Origin of the sequence: Nostoc sp. NMS7 (genome assembly GCF_017115085.1) — a bacterium.
Lineage (GTDB): Bacteria > Cyanobacteriota > Cyanobacteriia > Cyanobacteriales > Nostocaceae > Nostoc.
Genome location: NZ_JABXKJ010000079.1, coordinates 1 through 26,666 on the forward strand (window position 1 = coordinate 1; position 26,666 = coordinate 26,666).

The window sequence follows — 26,666 nt, forward strand, 5'->3', positions numbered from 1 at the left end:
GCATTGGGCATTGGGCATTGGGCATTGGGCATTGGGCATTGGGCATTGGGCATTGCTCAAAGGACAAATGACATATAGATACAAAAAACCGACAGTCCTTGATTAAGGCTGTCGGCAATTAAGTGTGTTCCCTATTAATGACTCGGCTAGAGTTCAGTTGTCATTAATTATCTCTAGTTAGCGATCGCTGCGAGACGATCCTAATCATACATACGTGTGATTCTCGTCACTTTATTGGTATAGCTAAACTGTATATACTAGAATAATTTCTAAGTTGGAGTAGATATCTGTAAGTTATGGTGTCAAGAATTGGAGTGAATACGTAGTGAAGTTACTTGGAAATACCGCGCTTCAATTTACAGGAAAGTAGAAATACGTAGCTTGCCGCCGTAGGCATCGCTTAAGGGACTGACAAATAAAAAAATATCTAATTATTTATTGTGGGGTGGGCGACACTAGCGCCCACTAACTAAAAGCGGGCAAGATGCCCACCCCACAAGATTGGATAATTTATTTATTGGAAATCCCTAAACACAAACCTATTTTCAGATGAATTATAGAAAATTTGGCTTTGGTACTATCTGATTCTGAAGCCATTCGCTAAATTCGTCTCGTACTAACTCGCCAGATGCAACTTGTAAAATTACCCGCTCTTGTTCATCCAGCGCTGCGTTAATCTCAAAACCATTCAACACTAGAAATACTTCCATCGCCGCGTGACCAATGCGTTTATTCCCATCGATGAAAGGATGATTTTTAATTAGGGAAAAACCAAGAGCAGAAGCTTTTTCAACTATTGTAGGGTAAAGTTCCTCACCAGCAAATGTCATTTGTGGTTGAGCGATCGCTGATTCCAATCCACCCATATTGGAAATACCTGCCGATCCACCTGACTGCTCAACTATGTGATGATAGAGTTCCAACACCTCTTCTAGGGTGAGATAGCGCATCACGCCAACCGCTTGTAAAGTTCAGTGTTTTTCTGGAGTACGTAATTCATCGCACCTTTGAAAGATACGTTTGGTTTATTTAGTACTTCTTCAATACCCATTAGCACTAATTCTTCTATTGATACGCCAAGATGATTAGCAGTTTCTTGCAGCTTCAACAAACGCTCATCGGGAATTTTGATGGTAATGGTGTTCATGATCAAATACGAGGCTTGAAGATACCATTACTTTAGCACTAGAACAAATGTCAACCTCTAGGCGTAACCGCATCAATAAGGTTATTTCGAGAGTGACTAAGAAATCGATAGAATAATGCTCTGTCCCCCAGAGTGCATTACTTCCATGACTGCAACCTCAAAACCAGCCTTTTCTGCCGAAGAAATTGCCGCAGAAGGTTTAAAGCCAGAAGAATATGAAGAAATTGTCCGTAGGTTAGGGCGTCATCCTAACAAAGCCGAACTGGGAATGTTTGGGGTGATGTGGTCAGAGCATTGCTGTTACAAAAATTCACGACCGCTATTAAAACAGTTTCCCACGACAGGCAATCGCATCCTCGTAGGACCTGGTGAAAATGCTGGTGTTGTAGACTTGGGTGACGGATTCCAATTAGCTTTTAAGATTGAATCCCACAACCACCCCTCAGCAGTCGAACCCTTTCAGGGAGCCGCAACGGGAGTAGGAGGCATTCTCAGAGATATCTTTACAATGGGTGCGCGTCCCATTGCTCTATTAAATTCCCTGCGCTTCGGTTCCCTAGAAGATGCCAAAACTCAAAGGCTGTTCCAAGGCGTAGTGGCGGGAATTTCACATTATGGTAATTGCGTTGGGGTACCCACAGTGGGCGGTGAAGTTTATTTTGACCCGGCTTATTCTGGTAATCCCCTCGTGAACGTCATGGCACTAGGGTTGATGGAAACAGCAGAAATTGTCAAATCTGGAGCATCTGGCTTAGGCAACCCTGTGCTGTATGTTGGTTCCACCACCGGGCGCGATGGCATGGGAGGCGCGAGTTTTGCGAGTGCAGAATTGAGTGATCAGTCAATAGACGATCGCCCTGCTGTGCAAGTGGGCGATCCATTTTTGGAAAAGTCGTTAATTGAAGCTTGTCTAGAGGCGTTTAAGACAGGTGCAGTTGTCGCCGCCCAAGATATGGGAGCGGCGGGGATCACCTGTTCTACCTCAGAGATGGCGGCTAAAGGCGGTGTGGGAATTGAACTAGATTTAGATAAGATTCCCGTGCGGGAGACGGGGATGGTTCCCTATGAATATCTGCTTTCGGAATCTCAAGAACGAATGCTGTTTGTTGCTCACAAGGGGCGTGAGCAGGAATTAATCGATATTTTTCACCGTTGGGGACTTCAAGCCGTTGTTGCCGGTACTGTCATCGCTGAACCGATCGTGCGGATTTTCTTCCAGGGTGAAGTAGCAGCAGAAATTCCGGCTGAGGCTTTGGCGGAGAATACCCCACTTTATCATCGGGAGTTGTTGACAGAACCGCCAGAATATGCACTTAAAGCTTGGGAATGGACTGTTGATTCCTTACCTGATTGCACAACTGCTGGTATAGAACTCCAAGGAGGGCTGCAAAGCTGGAATGATATTTTATTTACTTTGCTCGATACACCCACGATCGCTTCTAAAAATTGGGTATATCGTCAGTATGACCATCAAGTACAAAATAATACAGTGATACTGCCAGGTGGTGCAGATGCATCTGTGATCCGTTTGCGCCCCCTAGAACAAATCCCCAATCGTTCGACTGAGCATCTCGACTTCGCTCGACGGAACCGTAGCCGTTCGCGTAGCGTTCCGCAGGAAAGTCTAAAATCTAAAATCGTTGGACTGAGCATCTCGACTTCGCTCGACGGAACCGTAGCCGAAGTCCAAAATTTAAAATCAGGAGTTGCGGCGACGGTAGATTGCAATCCTCGTTATGTTTATCTTGACCCCTACGAAGGAGCTAAGGCAGTGGTGGCAGAAGCTGCACGTAATCTTAGCTGTGTGGGTGCAGAACCTCTGGCGGTAACGGATAACCTGAATTTTGGCTCGCCAGAAAAACCGATTGGTTACTGGCAATTGGCAGAAGCTTGTCGTGGTTTGGCGGAAGGTTGCCGAGAATTGGCAACACCAGTCACAGGCGGAAACGTTTCTTTGTACAACGAAACCCTCGATTCCGAAGGCATCCCACAACCGATTTATCCCACTCCTGTTGTCGGTATGGTGGGCTTGATTCCCGATATAACCAAAATTTGTGGTCAAGGTTGGCAAACATCAGGCGATGTAATTTATCTTCTCGGATTGCCTCTGGCATCCAAAATCAGTTTAGGAGCATCTGAGTATTTAGCCACAATCCACAGTACTGTTGCCGGAAAACCGCCACGGGTAAATTTTGACTTAGAACGCCGTGTGCAGAAAGTTTGTCGTGAAGGAATTCGTAATGGTTGGGTAAGTTCAGCCCATGATAGTGCTGAGGGAGGAGTGGCGATCGCAATAGCCGAATGTTGTATTGCTGGCAATCTTGGTGCCGAAATCAAGTTAGAAATAGCACCACCTTCGGCAAACCGCCTCGATGAGGTGCTGTTTGCTGAAGGTGGTGCCAGAATTTTAGTTTCTGTAGCATCATCACAACAAGAAATTTGGGAATCATATTTACAGGAACATCTCGGTCAAGAATGGCAAAAACTGGGTAAGGTTGGTAATTTTGAGACGGGTTTGGGGGTTTTCACCACTGATAACCAAACCTTAATCAAAGTTAGTATCGAAGATATGAACGATCGCTATTTCCATGCGATCGCCAAGCGTCTCGCCATCCCCACCACCACCCCCGAAGAAGTTAGGAGTTGAAAGTGAAGAGTTAGGAATAATAAAGCATAACTCCTAACTCCTCACTCTTTTTTTAACGTCTCTGAGCATAATTACGCTACTGTTTTAATAGATGGTTAAAGATTTGTTAAGAACTCTACCACCATCTATCCAGATAATCCCAGTGACTTGACTACCGATTTTAGATTTGGAATTTTAGATTTTGGATTGGTGGCATTGCTTCTGGTTCATGTCTTGCTCCTAGTGGGCGAAACAAATCTAAAATAGCCAGTCTCAAATCCCAAGCCGCATCCCTACTATGGTGCGATCAATCCAAAAGACGCTCGCGGACTCGCTAACGCTCCGCTATCGTCAATCTAAAATCCAAAATTGATTGACCCCCCCACCAGGAGCAAAGCTAGCATGATTTCTATTCATTCTGTCACTTCGGATGAATACCCCGATCAGACCAACAACCCAATAAATAGTCATGAAAATCAGTCTGACAAGCCAGAAGAAGCTTGTGGTGTTTTTGGCATCTACGCCCCAGAAGAAAACGTTGCTAAACTGACCTACTTTGGATTGTACGCCCTCCAGCATCGGGGTCAAGAATCAGCTGGTATTGCCACCTTTGAGGGAACACAAGTACATCTCCACAAAGATATGGGCTTGGTGTCTCAAGTTTTCAATGAATCCATCTTGGATCAGTTACCCGGTAGCCTTGCTGTTGGTCACACTCGTTATTCCACCACAGGTTCTAGCCGCAAAGTTAATGCTCAACCCGCAGTGCTGGAAACCCGTTTAGGTTCATTAGCTCTAGCGCATAACGGTAATTTAGTCAATACTGTGCAACTGCGTCAAGAGTTGCTTGAGAATAAATGTAACTTAGTCACGACAACAGACTCAGAAATGATTGCTTTTGCGATCGCAGAAGCCGTCAATGCTGGCGCAGATTGGGTAGAAGGTGCTATTCAGGCATTTCACCGTTGCCAAGGAGCTTTTAGTTTAGTTATTGGCACTCCCATCGGCGTTATGGGTGTCCGTGACCCCAATGGCATTCGCCCCCTAGTAATTGGGACTTTGGCTGGTAATCCAATCCGTTACGTTTTGGCTTCGGAGACTTGTGGTTTAGACATCATTGGAGCCGAATACCTGCGAGACGTAGAACCAGGGGAATTAGTTTGGATTACTGAAGAAGGTTTAGCTTCCGATCATTGGAGTCAAAAGTCCGAGCGGAAATTGTGTATTTTTGAGATGATTTACTTTGCCCGCCCTGATAGCGTCATGCACAACGAGAGTTTGTACAGCTACCGAATGCGGTTAGGGCGGCAACTAGCTAAAGAATCTGCTGTAGATGCCGATATTGTCTTTGGTGTTCCTGATTCTGGTATACCTGCTGCGATCGGATTTTCCCAAGCGTCTGGTGTATCCTACGCTGAAGGACTGATTAAAAATCGCTACGTTGGGCGAACTTTTATTCAACCAACCCAAGCCATGCGCGAGTCAGGTCTCCGCATGAAACTCAACCCCCTTAAAGATGTGCTGGCGGGTAAACGAGTGATCATCGTAGACGACTCGATTGTACGGGGTACTACTAGCCGTAAACTAGTCAAAACCTTGCGTGAGGCTGGTGCAGTAGAAGTACATATGCGAATTTCTTCTCCGCCTGTAACTCATCCCTGCTTCTATGGCATCGATACCGATTCTCAAGATCAGCTAATTGCTGCTACCAAGTCAGTAGCGGAAATTGCCAAGCAACTGGAAGTAGACAGCCTCGCCTATCTTAGTTGGAAGGGAATGCTAGAAGCGACAAGAGAAGACACCAATAGTTTCTGTTCTGCCTGCTTCACTGGAGATTATCCCGTAGAAATTCCTCAGCAAGTGAAGCGTTCTAAGCTGATTTTAGAAAAGGTAGTCGTGTAGGGGGCTAGTACCGCAAGGCGAATTCAAAATTCAAAATTCAAAATTCAAAATGAATACAGCATAAGCGTTTCATTGATTTGGAATGGGTGGTTTATTTACGCCGTACTGTACTAGGGACTGAGGGGAGCAGAGAGGGAATAATAACTCCTAACTCCTCACTCTTCACTATTAACTAATGTCCCATTTCCACTCAGGCTAAAATAGGTAAATACTCTAACAGAGATGATTTCTGAACCAGCCGATATCTGAGAGAGTGCGCTGGCCTTATTTACTTAATACAAGTTCGCAGAATTGCCGTAATTTATTACTATTCACAATTTTTAATAAATAGTGATGAACACAGGTGAAAGATCCCAATGAGGTTTGGAAAGATTTACACGACAAGTCTTCTGGACGAGAGATCATCTTGTGATCTGATGTTAATTAATGCGGGAGTTCAGGTATGGATGATTCATGACCGATATTCAATTAACAAATAGAAAGTACAGCTTAAGTGTGCTGTAAAAACTCAACTTTGGGCAATAACGGGTCAGTCACAATACCCACACCGCTAAAACCCCAACGCTTGAGCAAGTTTCCTAACTGTGTACGCGCAATAGATTCTACAGCAAAACGGTTTGCCACTTCTGCCGCATGGGTGTTGAGATAGCTAAGGGCATCAAAGTTTTCCTGAAACAGTAATAAATAACCTGATGTTTCGGCATCAGGACGAGCGATGAGATAATTACCGTCAGTTTTTGAGCGCACCAAGTAATAGACTTCGGACAGCATGGAGATGGGGGAGATGGGGGAGATGAGGTAAACCAATGACTAATGACTAATGACTAATGACTAATTAAGATTTTCTAGGCGAATGCGTGGATCGGCGGCTTTTAACATTAAATCGGCGATTAAATTACCAGCTATCAGCAGCACTGCGCCCATTACCAAGCTTGCCATTAACAAATATAAATCTTGAGCTTGTAAAGCCTGTAAAGTCAACCTCCCTAAACCGGGCCAGTTGAAGAAAAATTCCGCAATGAAGGCACCGTTTAATAAACCAGCTAATTCAAAACCCAATAAGGTAATTAAGGGATTTATCGCATTGCGGAGTGCATGAACGTAGATGACGCGGTTTTCTGGCAGTCCTTTGGCACGAGCCGTTTGGATGTAATCTTGACGCAGCACATCTAATAATTCGCCGCGAGTGATCCGTTGTAAACCAGCAAAACTTGTAATTGAGAGGGCGATCGTCGGTAAAATCATGTGCCAGCCGATATCTAAGATTCTGCCAAACCACGACAGTTCCGAGTGATTGATGCTAGTCATGCTACCCACTGGGAATAAGGGCGAGGTGATTTGGGCTAAAACCAGCAACGCTAAGGCAGTGATGAAAGTGGGAAAGCCTTGTCCGGCGTAGCTAATTACCTGTAAAATTCTGTCTCCTAGCTTATTTTGGTTAACAGCAGCAAAAATCCCTAGAGGGATGGCGATCGCCCATGTGACAATTAAAGATGCGATCGCTAATAGCAAAGTCGCTGGTACCCGTTCCCACAACAGCGATGCCACTGAACGTTGATAAATAAAACTCGTGCCAAAATCCCCTTTTGTCAAGATTCGCCATAGCCACAGCCAAAATTGCTCTGGCCAAGACTTATCCAAACCAAACTGCCGCTTGATTTCTGCAATTCTTTCTGGAGATATCTTCGGGTTTTGCCGCAGCGTATCTACATAATCACCGGGAGCGAGTTGAATAATGAAAAACGACAACGCCGCCGCCAAAAACAAAGTCAGTAGTGCCTGCAATAGCCGCTTTGCGACATAAACAAAAGTTTCGCTCGTGACTAGCCTGATTAGCCAATCCCGACCTGTCTCTAAGGAAATCTTCGTAGATGTCATTTGTCTTTTGTCCTTTGTCTAATGACCAATACTTCTCTACGAGAGGCTATGCCAACGGCAACGCTCAGTACAAGTGACTAATATTCAATTAGAGAGATAATCGGCACGTCCGGCAAATATTTTCGCCCTTGTAAATCCCGTAGCTCGATAATAAACCCAAACCCCACCAGTTCGCAGCCAATCTTCTGTACTAACTTTGCTGTCGCACTTGCAGTTCCACCCGTGGCAATCAAATCGTCCACAATCAAAACTCGGCTACCTTGGGGTAAAGCGTCTTGATGTACTTCCAGGCAGTCTGTACCATATTCTAGTTGATACTCAATTGAATGAACCTCTGCTGGTAACTTACCTTTTTTGCGGACGGGAATAAAACCAACTCCTAATTTATAAGCCAGAGGTGAGCCAAAAATGAATCCCCTCGACTCTATACCGATGACATAATCCGCCGTTATTCCAGCTTCATTGCATTTTTGTGTTAAAAAGTCAATAGTATAGCGCAGTCCCTCTGGATCGCGCAGCAGTGTAGTAATATCCCGAAATAAAATTCCGGGTTTGGGGAAATCTGGGATGTCACGAACGAGAGACTTCAAATCCATAAAAAAGTGCATGGGGAATGGGGAGTGGGGAGTGGGAAATGAGGGAGATGGGGGAGATGGGGGAGATGAATTAATAAGCAATGCTCAATGCCCAATACTTCTCTTCTTAGGCTGCGCCAACGGCTTCGCTACTTCGACCCTTCGACGTAGGCTCAGGGCAGGCAAGCTCAGTACAAGTCAGTACAAGTGCCCAATGCCCAATGCCCAATTTCAGATACCTGAAAAATCGTACACTATAATGTCATACGCTGGGAGTCGCGGCTGAAGCTTCACCCTTTATTGACGATATTTAGAATCTAAACCAAGCTAGAAAAGGTATTGCACTAATAAATGAGGTGAATTAACTGATGTTTTAAAACTTTGATTTCAATATAAGGAAATCTTTGAGTAGAAAGAGTTAACTAATGTATATATCAGGTAGTCATGCTACTGCTACAAGTCTAATGTTCAAGTCTTGGCTACCGGTCTTAATTTGTTTTATCTAATCTGTTGGAACCGCACAAGGTATTTATAGAATGAATGTGTCAGCAAGTTTAACGCCGTTCAACAGTCCAACCCAAGACTCACTGCCGACGGTTCTGGACACTTTACCAGATCCGGCGATCGCTTCCAAGACGTGTCCTCGAAGAACGCGGTTGCAAATTGACCTAATTTTACTGGCAATTGAAGCTTTAGAGCTTGGTGGTTCGGAAGCAATCCTGGCTTTTGCTCAAGAGTTGGATCTTAAAGGAATTGTTAAAGACAGGGTGAATTTATGGCGGATGCGTAGCTCTAACCCGCTACGAAGAGCGCATATGCGCCGTCCCTTAACTATTATGGAAGCAAAAGCTCTGGTGGTCATTGCTTGCTACATGGCGCGGCGTTTAACTGTTGTCATCCGCCAGTTACTAATGATCTGTCAACAAATGGAAGAAAAGCAGATTCCATTAGAACAGAATTTGCGCCTATCTAATTATTTAGAGCGGTTTAGAGCGCATTTTAAAAGCCGGATGAATACTCGACGTTCTGGTTTACTGGCATTAAGTTCTGATGAAAAATTAGATGAGCTAGCAATAAATTTGTTAGGACAATTACTATTTTGTACGGGTACAGCTGGAATGCAGAGGTTCTGGATTAGTTTATTTGACGGTGAAGTGGAATGAATATTCAACGTAAGTACAGTCTACCTAATTGTACACTGCTTTTAGAAGGGTTAAGTGATGTCACTAGGGCTGCACAGTTCCAGGAAATGCGCCCGGAATTATCAATATTGGTAAATGCAGAATGCTATTTATCTGGTTACAATCAACCCCTAACCGGAGGGCGGGAATTTTTTGAAAGTCTGGTGAGGGCTGTTAGTGGTTACGCCCAAGAATTTTTAAGTAGTGTACCCAATCCGCAAGCACACAACCAGGAATCGGAGCTAGTAGAGTTTCAGAAACTTGACAGCAACCGACACAGGTTAATTATACATTCAGAAGGTACACCAGAGGGGTTCGAGTCTCACTCTAAAAATTCCAAACGTCCACCGATTGAAATAGATTTGAATACGGTGCAGCTGTTTGATTTAGTGGAAGCAGTCGATCAGTTTTTTGCTGATAGCCAAACTTTACCAGAACTTTCTTTAGAACTACAACCAGTTACCAGACGCTATGGCGGTGCTAGTCAAGCTTTGGTCAGACAGGCCGTTCCTGCGGCTGTGGGAGTATCAACTTTAGCAATAGCAGCGATCGCTTTTAACTTGATTCCACCTCCCCAAATGCGTCCACCTCAGCCTAAACCAGATGATCAAAGTAGCTCTACAACAAAAAGCCTCACCCCTCTAGCATCAGCAGATGCAACTCCGATCGCTGCTGCAACTCCGATCGCGGCTGCAACACCCACAGCTAGTACCAAGCCAGCAGTTAAAGATTTAGAAGCACTTTTAAATACAGTTCCAGAAATTACTGATCCATCCCAGTTACGTGCATTGAATCGCCAAGTATACAACCAAATTCATCCAGCTTGGACTAATCGCTCAGGATTGAACGAGGAATTAATTTATCGTCTGGGTGTAGCTGCGGATGGAGCGATCGTTGGGTACAAGGCGTTGAATAAAGAGGCGAATCTAGCAGTGGGGAAAACTCCTCTGCCTAACCTACTTTACAATCCTGCTAACCGCACTCCCATTTCTAATGAACCGATCGCCCAATTCCGAGTCGTGTTTAATACACAAGGTGTACTAGAAGTTAGCCCTTGGCGGGGATATGCTAGTACACCACAGGTACTCGGCGCAAAAATTACTGACTCTAATATAGTTAAAGATTTAAACCAAAAGCTTTATAATGCAGTTCGCAAAACCTGGAGTGGTACCCCCACCTTTACGCGAGATTTAAAATATCGGGTAGCGGTTAACAAAGATGGTGTAATTGCTGACTATGAACCACTCAACCAAGTCGCCTTTGACTATTTCCGAGAAACACCGCTTCCGAAGATGTTCAACGCTATCTACGGTTCCAATGTAGCAGCCCCCAACAATAAAGAACCTCTCGCCCACTTCCAAGTGATATTCAAGCCTAGCGGTACGCTGGAAATCACTCCTTGGCAGGGATATCAACAATAATTGGGTATGGGGCATGGGGCATGGGGCATGGGGCATGGGGCATGGGGCATGGGGCAGAGAATTAAGTCCCTATTCCCTATTCCCTATGGATTTAAGATAAGCATTAAGCTTGGGTAACAGTTCATCAAGAATTGGTTTAAATCTGCTTACCTGTTCATTTGTCAATAACTGTCTGGCGTAGGCTAACCTCAACCAGCTGATTGTTTCATACAAAGACCCTCTCGCAATCTTGACAAAACGTCGATTGTCTTGGTCGTTGTACCTACCTCTACCTTCTGCGATGTTCGCACAAACACTATCAGCAGACCGAACAATTTGCTTGCCCAGTGTATCTTTAGTGAAATGATCCGATCCTTTAACAATATGCCAAATTTGATTGGCTAGCTTCTCAGCAAGTTGATAAACTTCTAAGTCCTCAAAATCAGGTCTTCTCACAAAAATCCATTGATCATTTATTGATCAATAGTTCCCAATGCCCAATGCCCAATTTACCTTGTAATCCGCCGCATATAATTGCCCCACAACTGAGCTGCTTGAGCGCTGCTGCCAGATGTCGGGGAATTATTATCGTTTCCCAGCCAAACACCAGTTACAAGCCGCCGACTAGGGATAAAACCGATGAACCACAAGTCAACGTTTTTATCAGTCGTGCCAGTTTTCCCAGCTTCCCCCAATCCAATGGCAGCACTACGACCAGTACCTCTGGTGATTACGCCACGCATCAAATTAGTCATCTCATCGGCGACACTATTTGGCAGCACTCGTTTGTTGGCATCGGGATCTTCGTCGAAGGAGTAGATTACACGGCAGGTTTTGATATCATTGCGATCGCGGCAATCACTACTGTCTAAAATTCGCTTAATCGCATGGGGAGGATTTGACACACCGCGATTGCCAATAGCGCCAAAAGCACCAGTCATTTCCAAAACATTGACCACACTTTGACCCAGCACCAAGCCCGGAACTTGATCGAGGGGTGACTTTATTCCCAAATTCTCTGCCATCGCCACCACTTTGTTCAGCCCGATTTCTCTAGCAACTCCCAAAGCGATGGGATTTTCTGAAAGAGCCAGCCCGGTGGCAATATCTAAGCTACCAGCACTGGAACGACAGGGTTTATAAGTAAAACCTTGCCAAGTTAAAGGGGCGCAGGAATAACTTTTTGATGCTGAAATTCCCTGTTGAATAGCGGCAGTGTAAGTAAAGATTTTGAAGGTAGAACCTGGTTGTCTTTTGGCTTGGACAGCACGATTGAACTGACTTTTTTTGTAATCAGTCCCGCCTACCATTGCCAGGATGCTACCAGTACTAGAGTCAAGGGTGACTACTGCCCCTTGAGAAAAATTAAAATTTGCGCCACTGTTATTGACTGAATTCCGCAATGCTGCTTCGGCTTGGCTCTGGATCGCTGGATCAAGCTGGGTTTCAATGATATAGTTTCCTTCTCTTGCGGCTCCCTGTCCCAAGATTGATTCCAGTTCCGAGAAGACATAACTGTAAAAATAAGGAGCGATCGTTTTAGCTTGCTGTTCACAGACTTTAGGACTAACTTGAACAGTGGAGCGTCTAGCTCGGTTCGCATCCTCTGGTTTAATTTTGCCCATCTCTAGCAACCGCTTAATCACGCGATTGCGGTATTCAGCAGCTTCTAGCTTATTGTGACTATCCCCACAAAAATCGAAGCCGTTGGGGGCTGGTAGAATTCCCACTAACGTTGCTGCTTCTGCCAAAGTTAATTCTTTAGCTGACTTCTCAAAGTAATATCGGGATGCATCCTCAAAACCAGAGGTATCTCCCCCCAAAAAAACCCGATTTAAGTACATCAGCAAAATATCATCTTTGCTGTAAAAGGTTTCGAGTTTCAGGGCGACAATTGCCTCCCGTAATTTGCGTCCAAGGGTATCCTGTCTGCCTACATACTCGCGGAACAAACTGCGGGCAACTTGCTGGGTAACAGTACTAGCTCCTTGTTGCACATCTCCGCTGCGGCTATTGATCAACACGGCTCGTAAAATCCCCAAAGGGTCAACCCCAAAGTGCCAGTAATAACGACTATCTTCGGAAGCCACCACCGCAGCAGGCAAATAAGGGCCAAATTCCTCTAAACGTTTCATGTCTACATGAGAGGTAGTTCGAGGCTCTCTTAGTGGGGTGGCTCCATCACGGGCGTAAACAACTACTGGGGCGCGTGTAGCTGTAGGTAGAGGTTTAACTGTAAATTTCAGCCATTCGACACCAATTACTAATGCTAACAGGGCACTGACACCACCGACACCATAAGCTGTCAAACTTGCAGCTTTGACGTACCAAGCTGGTGGATAGACGTATTGCAACCGCACAGAAGCGGCGAGTTCTGGAGGTCCCAGAGTCAGAATATCCCCGTGACGCAGTTCCAGGGAACTAACACGACGCTTGCCACGATAAATGCCATTGGTGGAGTTTTCGTCTTTGATCACGAAAACTGGTGTGCGCTGAGTAGAATTCCGCGATAGCGACAGGTGAATTTGGCTGACAACAGGATTACGGATGACGATATCGCTGGATTTAGAGCTACGACCTAGAATATAGCGATCGCCCAACAGTGGATATACTTCTGCTTTATCCGCCCCCGCATCCTGCACCCAAAGTTCCGGTACCTTGGCATTAGGCTTGAGCGCCAATTTAGAAAAATCGACCCTAGCTTGAATCGTATGTACTGCTTGAGTCAGTTGACCTAGTAACGTTTGTGGCTTGTGAGGCGGTTGGGGAGAACTCATCGGCTATTCACATCACAGTTTTTAGTGAAGAATCGGGCGAATTACAATCAATTTAGATGTTGGTCTTTCATCATTTTACTCATAAGCCAAAGCATAAATTGACTATACGGAACTTTTTTTATCTAATTTATACTTAAACTTATTTCATACTTGAAGATAATTTGTAATTTTTGTCACTTCTTTACAGAGGCAGAAATTTTTTATCCATTCTCAAAGGCTGATTTTAGCTACTATTACTAGTTCAATAACTACAAACATAACTTTTGATTTTGTATTTTTAAACACTAATTATCAAGAAACAACAGATTTAATTTTTACCAATTTTACATATCCACATATTTTGAAACAAACCTAAATATCTTCATTTAGGAAGATTTTCTAAATCTGATAGTCTGTTTTAATGGGGCGAGTGTTCCGTTGAGGTTAATTTTAGAATGATGGGAAAATCTCTGACCATGATTGGTACAGCTCTATCTTTGGCGCTCACCGCTAACATTGCTGTAGGCCAATCCAGTAAATCCCCTATAGCCCAATCTACTAGCGATGCCACTAGTTCACCAGCGGAAATCAAAATGTCGCCAGAAGGGATGAAAATTCTCTGCGAGTATTTTCCGCTCAACTCGCGCTGTCCCGGTGGCACAGCAGCCACCCCTAGCGCTCCTAGTAGCACTACTCCCGAAAGCACTCCAGCAGCAGGAAGCGTTACCCCACCTGACCCTGGCGCTCCTGGCAACTTAACTCCAAGACCAGGAAGCCCAACCCCACCTGAACCTGGCGCTCCTGGCAACTTAACTCCAGCACCAGGAAGCCCAACCCCACCTGAACCTGGTACTCCTGGCAGCACTACCGAACCAGGTAGCCCAACCCCACCTGAACCTGGTGCTCCTAACAACTTAACTCCAGGACCAGGAAGCGTTACTCCACCTGAAGGCACTCCTCCTGGCAGCACTACCCAACCAGGTAGCTCAACCCCACCTGAACAACCTGGCACTCCTGGCACTCCTGGCAGCAGTATCGAACCAAGTACCTCTCCCAGCACTCCAGGCTCTAGTTCGCCAAAAACTCCTGGCACAGGTAATTAAATTAAAAGCTAAGGCATAATCTGAATACTAATTTGCCATCAGCGATCGCCAGCGCATCTTAACCTCTTGCACCAGTTATGTGAACTGGTGTAAGATCACAAATCAAAATCCCTGGAACCTAGAGATCAAGTCTTCGCATATAGGACTAAACAAGGGTTTCAGTATATCAATAGCCTGGGATTAACCATCCCAGGCTTAATAATTTAATGCAACCCGCCAGTTGAAGTCGGTGTTTTTTGCAAGGAAGCAATTAATAGGCAAACAATACCGATACTAATAAATGAATCTGCCCCATTAAATACAGCAAAGTTAATCAGGCGAAAATCAATAAAATCAACGACGTAGCCTAAAACAAAGCGATCAATACCGTTACCCATAGCTCCACCTAAAATTAAGCCATAGCCCAACTGATCCCACAAATTTAATGTTGGACTAAACAACGCCAAGGCTATCAATACTAAACTCACTCCTAAAGATAGCCAGCGCAACCACTCTACTTTCCCACTTAACAGACTAAAAGCGGCACCAGTGTTAGTCACATAGGTAAAGTGAAATATCCCAGATAAAAGTGGTAGTGTCTGCCCCAAGCTAAAGGTTTGTACCACCCAGTATTTTGTTATTTGGTCTAAGAAAAAAGCTATGAAGGCAGCGATCCAGAAAAGGCTATTTTTTAAACGCATGGCGAATTAGTCATTGGTCATTGGTCACTTGTACTGAGCGTTGCCGTTCGCGCAGCGTCTCGTAGAGAAGTATTGGTCATTGGTCACTTGTACTGGCGTTGCCGTTGGCGTAGCCTCTGGTAGAGAAGTATTGGTCATTGGTCATAAGCTTTTCACAAATGACAATCAACTAATAAAACATTAAGTGACGTAATATATATGCTATTACACTAACGGCACACACCACACTTAGTTGACCTGGTAGCGCAAACCACGAGTATCTGAGGATTGCTTGCATCAAGGATAAATTTTCTGTGCCTTTCCACTGAAAAATATAGCTAATAATCAAATAAGTAATACCGCAGATGTGGACAGTTAACAAGCCACAGATGCAACTAAAAGCGAGAGTTTCTAGTCGAGGTCTAGCTTTAAAGGCAAACAAGCCACAAATCCAAGCTCCAGGAATAAAGCCTAGTAGATAGCCAAACTGAGACAGCTTCATATAACCAATACCGCCGCCATCGGCAAATACAGGTAATAAAGTTAACCCCATGACTAAATAGGCAATTTGCGAAAGCGCACCGGCATTTTTGCCCCCTAAACAACCCACCAACAGCACTGCACCAATTTGACAATAGACACCTAAAGAAAAAGTCGGAATTCCGTGCTTACTCCAACTCCAAGGTAAGGTGATGCCATAAGCTTCTAGGAAGGTACCACCCATTGTCAGGAGTAAGCCAATCATTGACCATAGTAATTGATTGGAAACAGCAAACATTTATCAGGCAACCAGGGAAAGGCAAAAGGGAAAACCAACAGCAACCAGTATATTCATTAATATTGAAATGAAATTTTTGCTGATATCTTAAGAACTAGCATATTTTCTTTTGCCTTTTTGGTATATAATTTTTGAATTCTGCGAATTACAGCTTAGGTGTCTATTGTCTGATTTGATTGACTGAGGTGTGTTCTAATTTTGCTATTTCACCTAAAATATGGTAAAATAAATGCCATTGAGCTTAATATTTGTACTAATTTTTCAGAGCATTGCCTAAATTGAGTACAAAGTGCTTAAAATATTTCCTTAATCCAGTTTTTTTAGGCGATCGCTCCACATATTCTCCACATATAAGCAACTGAGTGTTTCTCTTCCCCTGCTTTGTATAACAATAATTTCACAGCCTAAATGAGATTGTTTAGTTATTTGCTTCCGGTCTGCTTCGGCTGGTAAGCAGAAACAGTTTTCCATAAGCTCCCAAATTTATAAGCCTTTTGTTTTAAGCTATTGGACATAGAAAGTTGCATATTACCTGGAAGTAAAACTCTTGAGGGCTGGGCAGCGTTCGATGGTTCCTGAGCTTTGTCGAAGGACTGAGCGCTCACGCCGAAGTCTTAACCCGCCCTGGTGATGCAAATCAAAAGTAGATTAGCTTACCACGCTTTGTCATCTATTGACATAGTTTTTTGATGACTTGACCGAAAAAAATACACTAAGAATAAAGTTTTGTAAATACGTGTAAGTATCTTAAATCTAGTACTATTCCTAACTTAAAATAAAGTGAAAGTATAAAATTTATCAAGCCAAATTAGAAATAAGGGTTTACACTTCATCAAAAAAAAATAAGTATTTTTTACTTTGTTAACCTATTGTTAATCTTAATTGTGGTCTTTTAGAAGTATCTTAGAAACGCTCACCTGGAAATTTCATAAAAAATTGACCGCGATGCTCTCACGTCTTAGCGTACTAACAACTCATCGCCTCACAGGTTCAATTTCAGTGTTAGCACTGACAATCACCCTAACAGCTTGTGGCGGACAGCAAACCCCAGATAATACAGCCACCAAGGAGACTCCTTCTGGCACAGCTACAGAGACTACTACCTCTAGCCCCGGCAAATTAGACCTTGGCGGCGGAACCGTAAAGTTAACCGGGGCTGGCGCGTCTTTTCCGGCACCTCTGTATGACACCTGGTTCACGGATTTAAACAAAAAATATTCAAATCTGCAAGTTGACTATGCATCAGTTGGTAGCGGTGCTGGAGTTGAGCAATTTATCAAAGGTACTGTAGACTTTGGTGCCAGCGATGTTGCGATGAAGGATGAAGAAATCAAGAAAGTGCCAGCAGATAAGGGCGTTATTTTACTGCCTGTGACTGCTGGTAGTATTGTGCTGGCTTACAACTTGCCAGATGTTCCAGAACTCAAGCTACCACGGGCAGTTTACGCCAATATTTTACTAGGCAAAATCACGTCTTGGGATGATCCCCAAATTGCCAAGGCTAACCCAGGTGCAAAACTTCCTAAAGATAAGATTGCAGTTGTCTATCGTTCCGACGGTAGCGGAACCACGGGTGTGTTTACAAAACACCTCAGCGCTATTAGCCCGGAGTGGAAGACTAAAGTTGGTGAAGGCAAAACTGTCAACTGGCCTACGGGAGTCGGTGCTAAGGGTAATGAGGGTGTTACTGCCCAAATCCAACAAACTCAAGGTTCTATTGGTTATGTCGAGTACGGCTATGCCAAACAAAATAGTCTCAAGTTTGCTGCTTTGGAAAACAAAAGCGGTAAGTTTGTTGTAGCTAGTGAGCAGTCAGCCTCTAAAACTCTGGAATCAGTAGCTCTACCACCAGATCTCCGCGTCTTCATTTCCGATCCCGAAGGGGCTGATTCCTATCCCATCGTCACTTACACCTGGATTTTGGCTTACAAGAAATATCCTGATCCGGCAAAAGCTAAGGCAATTGAAGCCGCGATCGAATACGCTTTGACTGAGGGTCAGAAGCAGGCTACGACACTAGGGTATGTTCCTCTACCTCAAAACGTCATTACCAAGGTAGCTGCTGCTGCTGACCAAATCAGTCCAGAGTATAAAATCTCTGTTGGCAGTGGTACTAGCGCTAGCAAGTAAGCATCAAATATCCCTAATCACTAATTGATAGACTGGTCGTTTTATGGAGATTAGTAACTGTGAACAGGGAGTTACTAACGTATGAATTTAACCAGATGATGATGCGACAATTTTATTCTGCTTGCCTCACACATTGTTCTCTGATTTAATTGTTAAAGTCGGTATTCATGACTACAAATTCTCAAAATCTGTCATCAGCGATGAAAAATCGCTCTGACGTAGAAAAGTCCCTAGATCGAGGTTTTATTTGGCTGACTAAAATTTTCGCCTTTGGGGTTGCTGCCACTTTATTATGGATCGGGTCGCAGGTTGCAATTGGTGCTTGGCCTGCCATCCAAAAGTTTGGTGCTGGCTTTTTAGCTAACACCACTTGGAACCCAGTTAATGATAGCTACGGGGTGCTACCTCAAATTTATGGAACTCTCTTGAGTTCTTTTATTGGTCTGCTGATAGCAGTACCAATTGGGGTTGGTACTGCTGTTGTACTGAGCGAAGATTTTTTGCCCACTAAAGTAAAGTTGGTACTGGTTTTCGCAGTAGAACTGCTGGCAGCTATTCCCAGCGTTGTCTACGGCGTGTGGGGTATTTTCGTTTTAGTGCCAATCTTAACCAACTTTGGAAAATGGCTAAATAGTTACTTTGGTTGGGTGCCATTTTTTAGCACTTCTCCTACAGGGCCAGGAATGTTGCCGGCGGGAGTCATCTTAGCGATTATGACTTTGCCAATCATCACAGCCTTATCCCGCGATGCCTTGATTTCTATACCCTCCAGTTTGCGCCAAGCCTCTCTAGGACTAGGAGCAACGCGCTGGGAAACAATTTTGCAAGTTCTCATCCCAGCAGCCTTTTCGGGCATAGTTAGTGCTGTGATGCTGGGACTCGGCCGGGCAATGGGAGAAACAATGGCTGTAACGATGTTAATTGGCAACTCCAACAACATCAGTCTCTCTCTTTTAGCACCAGCCAATACGATTTCTTCTTTACTGGCAAATCAATTCTCAGAAGCTAGTGGTTTGCAAGTTGCGGCTTTAATGTACGCCGCTTTAGTTCTATTTTTCTTGACGCTAGTAGTCAATATTATGGCAGAGTTAATCGTTTTGAGAGTCAAGCGAATATAGCTTAGTTTTGGGTTAAATTATGACTTCTAATTTTCCAGAGCGCAGTTTAACTAGCTCCGCCATGTCTGGTAGAACACTGTTTAATACAGTGATGACCGTAATCGCATTTACCTGCGGAGTATTGGCACTTTTACCTTTGCTAGCAGTACTCTCTTACGTGATTATTAAAGGCTTTAGCAGTCTGAATCTGGCCGTGTTTGTAGAACTGCCACCCAAAGCTCTACAAAAGGGAGGAGGCTTTGGTAATGCCATTTTAGGCACGCTGCTGATGGTAGGAATTGCTGCCTTGATTAGCATCCCCTTTGGAGTTTTGGGGGCGATTTACATCACAGAATTTAGTTCGGCTAATGTAGCCAGAGGGGTACGTTTTGCGGCTAACGTCCTTAGTGGAGTTCCCTCAATTATTGCTGGGGTATTTGCCTATGGCATTGTAGTTTTAACACTGGTAAAGTTGAACTTAGGATCATATTCAGCTCTCGGTGGAGGGTTTGCACTGGCAATTTTAATGTTGCCAATTATTCTCCGAACTACCGATGAAGCCTTACAGTTAGTATCGCAAGATTTGCGACAAGCATCGGCAGGGTTAGGAGCGACTAACTTTCAAACAGTGAGTCAAGTAGTTTTACCAGCAGCTTTACCAGCAATTGTAACTGGCGCAACGCTAGCGATTGCCAGAGCATCTGGAGAAACCGCACCTTTACTATTTACTGCTCTATTTTCCAACTTTTGGCCTGATAGCTTATTCCAACCAACAGCTTCCCTTGCCGTTTTGGTTTATAAATATGCCATTTCTCCGTTTAAAAATTGGCAATCACTAGCTTGGGCAGCATCTTTGATTTTGGTATTTATGGTTCTAATCACAAGTATCATCGCTCGCTGGGCAACTCGTCAAAAAGCTTAGTAAACAACCTTCCATATTCCAGATACCCATCGCCCAAACCAACACAAGACTTAATTTATGGCTAGTAATGTTAGCACATTGAATGACACGGAAACCGTTTTACGCGCCGAAAATCTCAACATTTACTACGGCAAGTTTTTAGCCTTACAGAATATTTGGCTAGATATACCGAAAAATCAGGTGACAGCCTTTATCGGTCCTTCTGGTTGTGGTAAAAGTACGTTGTTGCGATGCTATAACCGCCTCAATGACCTGATTGAATCATTTCGCGCAGAAGGTAAAATATTTTTTTACGATAAAAACTTGTATGCATCCGACATCGACCCTGTAGAAGTGCGTCGGAGAATTGGGATGGTGTTTCAAAGACCAAACCCATTTCCCAAATCAATTTATGACAATATTACTTTTGGAGCCAAAATCAACGGTTACAAAGGTAATTTCGATGAATTGGTAGAAAGCAGCCTCAGAAAAGCGGCTTTGTGGGATGAAGTCAAAGATAAACTACGGCAAAGTGGCTCGTCTTTATCTGGTGGACAACAACAACGCTTATGTATTGCTCGAGCGATCGCAGTCGAACCTGAAATTATACTGATGGATGAACCTTGCTCTGCTCTTGACCCCATTTCCACCTTACGGGTTGAAGAACTGATTCACGAACTTAAAGAGCAATATACTATCGTCATTGTCACCCATAACATGCAGCAAGCAGCGCGGGTTTCAGATAAGACAGCCTTTTTTAATGTTCGGACTTCAGACACAGGAGGTCGTAACGGCTACATGGTAGAGTACGACTTAACAGAAGTAATTTTTAACAATCCTAAGCAGGAAGAAACGCGAGATTACGTCAGTGGCAAATTTGGATAAATATTTGACATTATTGATGTTAAAGCGATGAGGGATACTCGAAAAATTAAAGCTATGCGATATTCCTCTAGTTTTTTTATTTTTTTGCTAAGGAACGTGGATTAAATAAAATGTAAAACTTCATCCTGTCTCTAGCTTCCCTCTCCTTTATAAGGAGAGGGATTGAGGGTGAGGTAAGCCAGGGACATAAATTGTATGTTATTTAATTCTTATTTCTAAGGTTAGCGTAGACGTAGCCCGCACTTCGACAAAGCTCAGTGACCACCGCAGGTCTTACCCTAAGCCTGCGCCGTACCACTTCGTGGAAGCAAGCTACGCGCAGCGTCTCGTAGAGAAGGGCATCGCTTGATCAATTATTACTTTTCTTGGTCAAGAAAAGTAATAATTAAGCTATTTAACATCAGACTTGCATTTCCTGAACGGGCAAAAAAATCACTTGATAATAGAGCCTAGTACTAGTGTTGGCTTACCTTGCTATTTATTCGTAGGCATTCATGATTCAACCACTTAAGAATTAACTGGTTATTTTCCTAGGCCCAAACTTACTTCTTGCATTACTGCATTTCCGGGTTTCTCGTTATAAGCGGGCGGCGGGAATCGAACCCGCATTAATAGCTTGGAAGGCTATAGTTTTACCACTAAACTACGCCCGCAAATCTCCAACTTTCTAAATATAACACAGGTTTTGCGAAAATTCAAGCATTTATTTGGAATTGGCAGGTTGGATTTTGATCCTGACATACAGATTGCTCAAAGGTGGTTTGCTGCCATCGTTGTTGGAACCAGCAATAAAGTTTTCTGTTTTGAAAACTTCGTTGAGGACTTGCTCATATCTGGTTTTTTCACTTTGCAGTCTTGCTGGTTCTATTTCTAGAACTTTAGCCTGTTGAAAGTTGCCATTGTTATCAATTATTAAGCTAGCCAAGAGCTTTGCTGGCTCAAGTCCAGAATCGTGGCCAAGAAAACTTGAGTCTAATTGTTTTGTGTTGCTTCCCTGGTATTTAGCGATAACCTCTGGTAAACCATCAGAACGGTATCGTCGTGATTGTATCAAGTTACTCATTTCATCTCTAAGCAAAGAAGTTACTATTGCTACCGATGCTCCCATAGTAGGAGTTGATGGAGTTTCTCTGGTGGGAGTTGGTGGAGTTTCTCTGGTGGGAGTTGGTGGAGTTTCTCTGGTGGGAGTTGGTGGAGTTTCTCTGGTGGGAGTTGGTGGAGTTTCTCTGGTGGGAGTTGGTGGAGTTTCTCTGGTGGGAGTTGGTGGAGTTTCTCTGTTTTCAGCTTCCGAAACTGGTGAATTTGATGGAATACCTGTTGGTAATAGCCTTCCCTTTCCCAGTTTGATTTCTTGACGGCGATTCCAAGGTAAATTACCGACTGGAACTATAGGTTTCGGCGTGGCTATAGGTTTCGGCGTGGCTATAGGTTTCGCTGTGGCTATAGGTTTCGCTGTGGCTATCGGCTTCGCTGTGACTGTAGGTTTTGACGTAGAAACTCTCTGTTGCCTAAAAGGTTTGCTATTAGCTTTAGAGGCGTAAATTCGGCTCTTTTGCTGGAGATTATCCGCAGAATTTATTGCGCCAAAATCTTGATTTCTGGGTATAATTCGTGCTGTTTGTGGTGAACGTGCTGGTACAGACTTTTGAGTTGAAGATAGTCGCTTTGGCGAAACTGTTTGGGCTGTTGATTTTGATTTGGTTATTAATTTTGTTTTAGGAGTAATGTCTATCAATTCAATGGGGACAGCAGATTGACTTTGCTGGGGAAACCAGAGACTAAATGCATTAGATGAGCGCATCAGCCAGAACACCAGCAAGTGCAGAGAGACTGAAGCTATAACGACAGAAATCCACAAACCTGGTGGATCGGTGTGTCGTCTCCAGACCTTGGCTGGAATTGGAGTTTTATCTGCAACCGATGGTGTCATATTATCGAAACTGGATATGATTAGGCACTCTTATTCATTGCTAATGCTTGAAAATACCAGTCTTAATTTTAGCGATTAAACATTATCTCTGATGTAACAGCAAAGGTCAAAACTGTTTCATCTACTCCTTTAAGTTCTAGCGAACTACCTTTAGTAATCTCTTCTTCCTGCAAATAATCTGCCACGGCAGCAGAAACCAAGATTGTACCGGGAACAGCAGCAGCTTGCAACCTTGCAGCAATATTCACACTTGGGCCAATAGCAGTATAATCGGCACGTTCAGCACTACCGAACATCCCCACAACAGCAGTACCTTGGTGGATACCGCACCGGAACTGTACGCTAGTAAGTTTGTGGCCATCGAATACACCTTGGTCTTGCCAGCGCTGGTTCAACTCAGCCAGTGAGCCGTGCATTGCTCTTGCTGTATTGATGGCACGACGCACCTGTTCATTAGGGGTTAATTCTTCCGGCGCTCCGTATAAAGCTAAGATAGCATCTCCCATAAATTTATCTACAGTGCCGCCATTGCTAAATACAACCTTGGTCATGGCTGCTAAATATTCATTTAGCAACTCTGCTACCCGGCGCGATCTGAGAGTATTTGCTAGCTGTGTAAAACCGACGATATCACTAAACAAAACTGTAATTAAGCGTGGTTCGGGGCGCAAATCTAACGTTAAATCTCCGGTTGCAGCTTTTTGCACCAATGCAGTCGGCAAAAAGCGCTTTAGCACCGATTCTGTTAGATAAGTATTTAACTCCACGATTCGCCGTTCATTTTCCTTCAATCTTAAAAGATTCCGAACTTCCGCCAAAAGTTCCCGATCATTGAATGGTTTTGCTAAATAAGCATCCGCCCCATGTTCTGTACCTTCGATGCGGGTTTCCTCATCTACTTTCGCTGTCAGCAAAATGATTGGTGTTCCTTTAAGCTTCTCCTCTTTACGGAGCATCTGAATCATCTCAAGTCCGCTCACCAAGGGCATCATTAAGTCAGTCACAATCAAGTTGGGTATAATTTCCTTAGCGATCGCATACCCTTCAGAACCGTTATGAGCTGTTCGTACATGATAACCGTTGCGGCGAAAAATCTCGGATACGTAGTTTCGCAGATCCGGGTTGTCGTCTACAACTAAAATTGAGTGCCAAGTCTTTGAACCTCTGATAGTTGCAAGTTTATCCTCAGAGTTTTCGCTTAGGGCTGAATCTTGAGTCTCAATACTGGGAGAGAAGTTTCTTGTAATATCTTCAATATTGTCTATTCCTGACTCTACCAATTCTAAATCAGCCAATTCTACGCTAGCGCGGCTCATATTCAGTTCGGTAGGCGTTTCTAGTACTTGCTGTGTCGGTAAATGAGCATTTCCAGTCAAAAGCCATAAACTAAAAGTAGTGCCTTCGCCATAAACTGATTCCACAGTGACTTCACCACCATGTAATTCTATCAATTCTTTAACTAAAGCTAAACCCAAACCACTGCCTTCATAGGAGCGGTTTGCTGAACCTTCAGCTTGGCGGAAACGCTCAAATAGGTAGGGAATTTGTTGTTTAACAATGCCAATTCCAGTATCTTGTACTTGCAATATGCAACGATCGCCTTCAGATTTTAGTCTGACGCTGATTGTGCCACCTTCGGGAGTAAACTTCATCGCATTTGACAGCAGGTTGTAAACCACCTTGTCAAATTTTTCCATATCCAAGTACACCGTAGAACATTCATTTAACTGGGTAGTGAGATGCAGTCCTTTTTTCTCACAGTAGGGACGAAAAGATTCAACAATTTGGCTGACAAATTCGACTAAATCGCAGGGATGGAAACTAGGCTGCATTCTCCCCGCATCTAGGCGTTGTAAATCTAGGAGTTGATTTACCAGTCGCAGCAGGCGGCGGGAGTTACGCAAGGCGATCGCACTTTGGGAGTAAGATAATCCTTCACCAGCCGCCACCGCCGACTCTAAAGGCCCTTGAATCAAGGTGATCGGTGTGCGAAACTCATGGGAGATATTTTGAAAAAATTCGGTTTTTTGTTTATCTAATTCTATTAAGCGTTCAGCTTGTCGGCGAGTTTTTTGATACAAGTGTGACTGCTGCACAGCGATCGCGGCTTGAGCTGCTACTGCTTTCGCCAAATCGATATCAGATGAGAGCCATCGGCGGACTTTGTTACCTTCATGCAAAGTAATATTACCGATACATTTACCATCAGCTAATAATGGCACAACCATTAGCGATCGTCCTGGCATTTTTAAAGGCAAATTAAAAACCTGTACTTGTGAGGCACAATGGCTGACATCACCAATTATCACTGGTTCATGTGTCTGTAGCATCTGTTGAAGGATGGGATTCTCCTGTATAGATGCTTGAGAATAGGGTATTCTCTGAGTTAATAAATTCTTATTACTACTTAAATTTTTGTCCGGGGCTAGCGATGCCTGGGTTGGGCTGTGCCTACGCAAGTTTTCTGGATGTTGAAAACTGTCACCCAAGCCCACACACTCGGCAAACTCATCTTCTTCAGTCCACAAAGACAAGACACAGCCATCGACTTGTAAAGCTTGTCCCAATTGCTGGGTGATCGCCGCAAAGATATCTTGAGGATCTAAGCTAGAGCGAATCGCGCTAGTAATCGTATTAATCAAGCTCTCTCGCTTGGCAAGGGCACGTACTTGTTCGTAAGCATAAGCTTGGGACAAAGCTAAAGCTGCTTGATCCGCCACCATCAACACTAACTGCACCTCATCCTCCCCCCAGAAGCGAGGCAGAGAACACTGGTGCAGTGCTAGCACTGCCATCAGTTCTTGTTGGCAGATCAATGGCACAACTAAACTAGAACAAATGTTAGCAGCAGCAAAAGCTGCCTCACGTTGGCGCAGTTCGGGAGTATCACCGTGAATGCGCTGATCATCGCTCACATCGTGAATCACCTGAACTTCCCGGGTTTCCCACACGGTCTCAGCCAAAAGAGACACAGGCCCGGGGATGGTGGGACTCAGACCCCCCTTTGGAGAGAGAGGGGAAAGACTGACTGCAACTTCCCCGGCCTCTTCAGAAACAGTCTTCTGATAAATGAATCCTTTATCCGCCAACTGCTCATCTTGGAAGGGACGCAACAGACAGACATCCACCTCCAACATATGACCGACTGTATCTACAATTGCCTGCAAAATTTGGCGATAGTCTAAAGCACTGCGAATCGTATTTGTGACGGTATTCAGCAGCGATTCTTGTCGAAGAGTGCGGGTTAGTTCGCGGGTGCGAGCTTTGAGGACATTGTGAGTATCCAAAGCTTGGCGTACCACTGCTTTGAGTTCCTCAGCTTCCCACGGTTTGGTGACATATTTAAATACCTTACCAGCGTTGATTGCTTCCACCAGGTCTTCGACATCGGTGTAGCCAGTTAAAATAATCCGGATAATATCTGGATATTGAGTTGCTGTCAGGCTCAAAAATTCTGTACCGCTCATCATCGGCATCCGCTGATCTGAGATAATCACTGCGATTTCTCCCTCTTGAGCCAGCAGATCGAGTGCCGCAGGACCAGAGTCTGCCCTCAGCACCTTATAGTCCCGATAGAAAGTGCGGTAAAGCAAGTCAAGGTTGTCTGGTTCATCATCGACAACCAAAATTTTCGGCTTACTGTTTGCTGGGGATTTCATGCACCGCCTTTCTGCTGCAACGGCAGTCGGATAAAGAATAATCTGATCAGGTAAGAGCA

At 44.1% G+C, this 26,666-nt stretch carries 21 protein-coding genes and 1 tRNA gene; 9 read left to right on the top strand and 13 right to left on the bottom strand.

What is annotated here, in order from left to right; genetic code table 11:
• Positions 1 to 554 precede the first annotated feature (554 nt).
• Both HWQ38_RS07630 and HWQ38_RS07635 read right to left on the bottom strand, forming a co-directional pair.
• Positions 555 to 950: a type II toxin-antitoxin system death-on-curing family toxin gene (locus tag HWQ38_RS07630; protein WP_292791936.1), complete on the bottom strand. Its 396-nt coding sequence runs from the start codon at positions 948 to 950 to the stop codon at positions 555 to 557.
• Positions 950 to 1,147: a DNA-binding protein gene (locus HWQ38_RS07635; protein ID WP_292791937.1), complete on the bottom strand. Its 198-nt coding sequence runs from the start codon at positions 1,145 to 1,147 to the stop codon at positions 950 to 952. Before HWQ38_RS07635 ends, HWQ38_RS07630 begins: the two co-directional genes overlap by 1 nt.
• 145 nt (positions 1,148 to 1,292) lie before the next feature.
• On the opposite strand from HWQ38_RS07635, the gene purL reads away from it, so the two are divergent.
• Positions 1,293 to 3,794 (top strand): phosphoribosylformylglycinamidine synthase subunit PurL, encoded by a 2,502-nt coding sequence (purL, locus tag HWQ38_RS07640; RefSeq protein ID WP_292791938.1) that lies wholly within the window; start codon positions 1,293 to 1,295, stop codon positions 3,792 to 3,794.
• Between the two features lie 381 nt (positions 3,795 to 4,175).
• Positions 4,176 to 5,675 (top strand): amidophosphoribosyltransferase, encoded by a 1,500-nt coding sequence (gene purF, locus HWQ38_RS07645; RefSeq protein ID WP_292791939.1) that lies wholly within the window; start codon positions 4,176 to 4,178, stop codon positions 5,673 to 5,675.
• A 489-nt stretch (positions 5,676 to 6,164) separates the two neighbouring features.
• Here the strand turns inward: purF and HWQ38_RS07650 are convergent, their stop codons facing one another.
• The 3 genes from HWQ38_RS07650 to HWQ38_RS07660 form a co-directional block, all read right to left on the bottom strand.
• Entirely contained in the window at positions 6,165 to 6,446 is a 282-nt protein-coding gene (locus tag HWQ38_RS07650) for a hypothetical protein (RefSeq protein WP_292791940.1), read from the bottom strand.
• Between the two features lie 60 nt (positions 6,447 to 6,506).
• Positions 6,507 to 7,553: an ABC transporter permease gene (locus tag HWQ38_RS07655; protein ID WP_292791941.1), complete on the bottom strand. Its 1,047-nt coding sequence runs from the start codon at positions 7,551 to 7,553 to the stop codon at positions 6,507 to 6,509.
• Between the two features lie 77 nt (positions 7,554 to 7,630).
• A complete protein-coding gene (locus HWQ38_RS07660; RefSeq protein WP_292791942.1) occupies positions 7,631 to 8,149 on the bottom strand; it encodes an adenine phosphoribosyltransferase in 519 nt (172 codons plus the stop codon).
• Positions 8,150 to 8,664: 515 nt separating this feature from the next.
• Between HWQ38_RS07660 and HWQ38_RS07665 the strand changes: the two genes are divergently transcribed.
• Entirely contained in the window at positions 8,665 to 9,291 is a 627-nt protein-coding gene (locus HWQ38_RS07665) for a DUF3038 domain-containing protein (protein ID WP_292791943.1), read from the top strand.
• Positions 9,288 to 10,730, top strand: coding sequence for a DUF4335 domain-containing protein (locus tag HWQ38_RS07670; RefSeq protein ID WP_292791944.1), 1,443 nt, complete (start codon positions 9,288 to 9,290; stop codon positions 10,728 to 10,730). Before HWQ38_RS07665 ends, HWQ38_RS07670 begins: the two co-directional genes overlap by 4 nt.
• A gap of 69 nt (positions 10,731 to 10,799) precedes the next feature.
• Here the strand turns inward: HWQ38_RS07670 and HWQ38_RS07675 are convergent, their stop codons facing one another.
• Both HWQ38_RS07675 and HWQ38_RS07680 read right to left on the bottom strand, forming a co-directional pair.
• A complete protein-coding gene (locus HWQ38_RS07675; protein ID WP_292791945.1) occupies positions 10,800 to 11,165 on the bottom strand; it encodes a four helix bundle protein in 366 nt (121 codons plus the stop codon).
• Positions 11,166 to 11,218: 53 nt separating this feature from the next.
• Positions 11,219 to 13,486: a transglycosylase domain-containing protein gene (locus HWQ38_RS07680; protein ID WP_292791946.1), complete on the bottom strand. Its 2,268-nt coding sequence runs from the start codon at positions 13,484 to 13,486 to the stop codon at positions 11,219 to 11,221.
• 434 nt (positions 13,487 to 13,920) lie between these two features.
• Between HWQ38_RS07680 and HWQ38_RS07685 the strand changes: the two genes are divergently transcribed.
• Positions 13,921 to 14,568, top strand: coding sequence for a hypothetical protein (locus HWQ38_RS07685; protein WP_292791948.1), 648 nt, complete (start codon positions 13,921 to 13,923; stop codon positions 14,566 to 14,568).
• Positions 14,569 to 14,771: 203 nt separating this feature from the next.
• On the opposite strand, the gene lspA is transcribed toward HWQ38_RS07685, so the two are convergent.
• The 3 genes from lspA to HWQ38_RS07700 form a co-directional block, all read right to left on the bottom strand.
• On the bottom strand, positions 14,772 to 15,248 hold the full coding sequence (gene lspA, locus HWQ38_RS07690) for a signal peptidase II (RefSeq protein WP_292791950.1): 477 nt from the start codon (positions 15,246 to 15,248) through the stop codon (positions 14,772 to 14,774).
• Positions 15,249 to 15,417: 169 nt separating this feature from the next.
• Positions 15,418 to 16,005, bottom strand: coding sequence for a biotin transporter BioY (locus tag HWQ38_RS07695; protein ID WP_292791952.1), 588 nt, complete (start codon positions 16,003 to 16,005; stop codon positions 15,418 to 15,420).
• Positions 16,006 to 16,311: 306 nt separating this feature from the next.
• Complete coding sequence (locus HWQ38_RS07700) at positions 16,312 to 16,476, bottom strand: hypothetical protein (protein ID WP_292791954.1); 165 nt, start codon at positions 16,474 to 16,476, stop codon at positions 16,312 to 16,314.
• A gap of 474 nt (positions 16,477 to 16,950) precedes the next feature.
• Between HWQ38_RS07700 and pstS the strand changes: the two genes are divergently transcribed.
• The 4 genes from pstS (at position 16,951) to pstB (ending at position 21,018) form a co-directional block, all read left to right on the top strand.
• On the top strand, positions 16,951 to 18,135 hold the full coding sequence (gene pstS, locus HWQ38_RS07705) for a phosphate ABC transporter substrate-binding protein PstS (RefSeq protein WP_292791956.1): 1,185 nt from the start codon (positions 16,951 to 16,953) through the stop codon (positions 18,133 to 18,135).
• Positions 18,136 to 18,302: 167 nt separating this feature from the next.
• A complete protein-coding gene (gene pstC, locus HWQ38_RS07710) occupies positions 18,303 to 19,253 on the top strand; it encodes a phosphate ABC transporter permease subunit PstC (protein WP_292791958.1) in 951 nt (316 codons plus the stop codon).
• 19 nt (positions 19,254 to 19,272) lie between these two features.
• The gene (gene pstA / locus HWQ38_RS07715; RefSeq protein ID WP_292791960.1) at positions 19,273 to 20,154 is read left to right on the top strand and encodes a phosphate ABC transporter permease PstA; all 882 of its coding nucleotides are present in this window, start codon (positions 19,273 to 19,275) and stop codon (positions 20,152 to 20,154) included.
• Positions 20,155 to 20,211: 57 nt separating this feature from the next.
• Entirely contained in the window at positions 20,212 to 21,018 is an 807-nt protein-coding gene (pstB, locus tag HWQ38_RS07720) for a phosphate ABC transporter ATP-binding protein PstB (RefSeq protein WP_292791962.1), read from the top strand.
• 582 nt (positions 21,019 to 21,600) lie between these two features.
• On the opposite strand, the gene HWQ38_RS07725 is transcribed toward pstB, so the two are convergent.
• The 3 genes from HWQ38_RS07725 to HWQ38_RS07735 all read right to left on the bottom strand — a co-directional run bounded on the left by HWQ38_RS07725 (position 21,601) and on the right by HWQ38_RS07735 (position 26,607).
• Positions 21,601 to 21,671 (bottom strand) — tRNA-Gly (locus tag HWQ38_RS07725).
• Positions 21,672 to 21,721: 50 nt separating this feature from the next.
• Entirely contained in the window at positions 21,722 to 22,948 is a 1,227-nt protein-coding gene (locus tag HWQ38_RS07730; protein ID WP_292791964.1) for a hypothetical protein, read from the bottom strand.
• Between the two features lie 68 nt (positions 22,949 to 23,016).
• On the bottom strand, positions 23,017 to 26,607 hold the full coding sequence (locus HWQ38_RS07735) for a response regulator (RefSeq protein ID WP_292791966.1): 3,591 nt from the start codon (positions 26,605 to 26,607) through the stop codon (positions 23,017 to 23,019).
• Positions 26,608 to 26,666: the final 59 nt, after the last annotated feature.

Bases quoted from the DNA above. Each gene is read 5' to 3' on its own strand.
- HWQ38_RS07630 (WP_292791936.1), bottom strand. From the start codon at position 950: ATGCGCTATCTCACCCTAGAAGAGGTGTTGGAACTCTATCATCACATA.
- HWQ38_RS07635 (WP_292791937.1), bottom strand. From the start codon at position 1,147: ATGAACACCATTACCATCAAAATTCCCGATGAGCGTTTGTTGAAGCTG.
- purL (WP_292791938.1), top strand. From the start codon at position 1,293: ATGACTGCAACCTCAAAACCAGCCTTTTCTGCCGAAGAAATTGCCGCA.
- purF (WP_292791939.1), top strand. From the start codon at position 4,176: ATGATTTCTATTCATTCTGTCACTTCGGATGAATACCCCGATCAGACC.
- HWQ38_RS07650 (WP_292791940.1), bottom strand. From the start codon at position 6,446: ATGCTGTCCGAAGTCTATTACTTGGTGCGCTCAAAAACTGACGGTAAT.
- HWQ38_RS07655 (WP_292791941.1), bottom strand. From the start codon at position 7,553: ATGACATCTACGAAGATTTCCTTAGAGACAGGTCGGGATTGGCTAATC.
- HWQ38_RS07660 (WP_292791942.1), bottom strand. From the start codon at position 8,149: ATGGATTTGAAGTCTCTCGTTCGTGACATCCCAGATTTCCCCAAACCC.
- HWQ38_RS07665 (WP_292791943.1), top strand. From the start codon at position 8,665: ATGAATGTGTCAGCAAGTTTAACGCCGTTCAACAGTCCAACCCAAGAC.
- HWQ38_RS07670 (WP_292791944.1), top strand. From the start codon at position 9,288: ATGAATATTCAACGTAAGTACAGTCTACCTAATTGTACACTGCTTTTA.
- HWQ38_RS07680 (WP_292791946.1), bottom strand. From the start codon at position 13,486: ATGAGTTCTCCCCAACCGCCTCACAAGCCACAAACGTTACTAGGTCAA.
- HWQ38_RS07685 (WP_292791948.1), top strand. From the start codon at position 13,921: ATGATGGGAAAATCTCTGACCATGATTGGTACAGCTCTATCTTTGGCG.
- lspA (WP_292791950.1), bottom strand. From the start codon at position 15,248: ATGCGTTTAAAAAATAGCCTTTTCTGGATCGCTGCCTTCATAGCTTTT.
- HWQ38_RS07695 (WP_292791952.1), bottom strand. From the start codon at position 16,005: ATGTTTGCTGTTTCCAATCAATTACTATGGTCAATGATTGGCTTACTC.
- HWQ38_RS07700 (WP_292791954.1), bottom strand. From the start codon at position 16,476: ATGGAAAACTGTTTCTGCTTACCAGCCGAAGCAGACCGGAAGCAAATA.
- pstS (WP_292791956.1), top strand. From the start codon at position 16,951: ATGCTCTCACGTCTTAGCGTACTAACAACTCATCGCCTCACAGGTTCA.
- pstC (WP_292791958.1), top strand. From the start codon at position 18,303: ATGACTACAAATTCTCAAAATCTGTCATCAGCGATGAAAAATCGCTCT.
- pstA (WP_292791960.1), top strand. From the start codon at position 19,273: ATGACTTCTAATTTTCCAGAGCGCAGTTTAACTAGCTCCGCCATGTCT.
- pstB (WP_292791962.1), top strand. From the start codon at position 20,212: ATGGCTAGTAATGTTAGCACATTGAATGACACGGAAACCGTTTTACGC.
- HWQ38_RS07730 (WP_292791964.1), bottom strand. From the start codon at position 22,948: ATGACACCATCGGTTGCAGATAAAACTCCAATTCCAGCCAAGGTCTGG.
- HWQ38_RS07735 (WP_292791966.1), bottom strand. From the start codon at position 26,607: ATGAAATCCCCAGCAAACAGTAAGCCGAAAATTTTGGTTGTCGATGAT.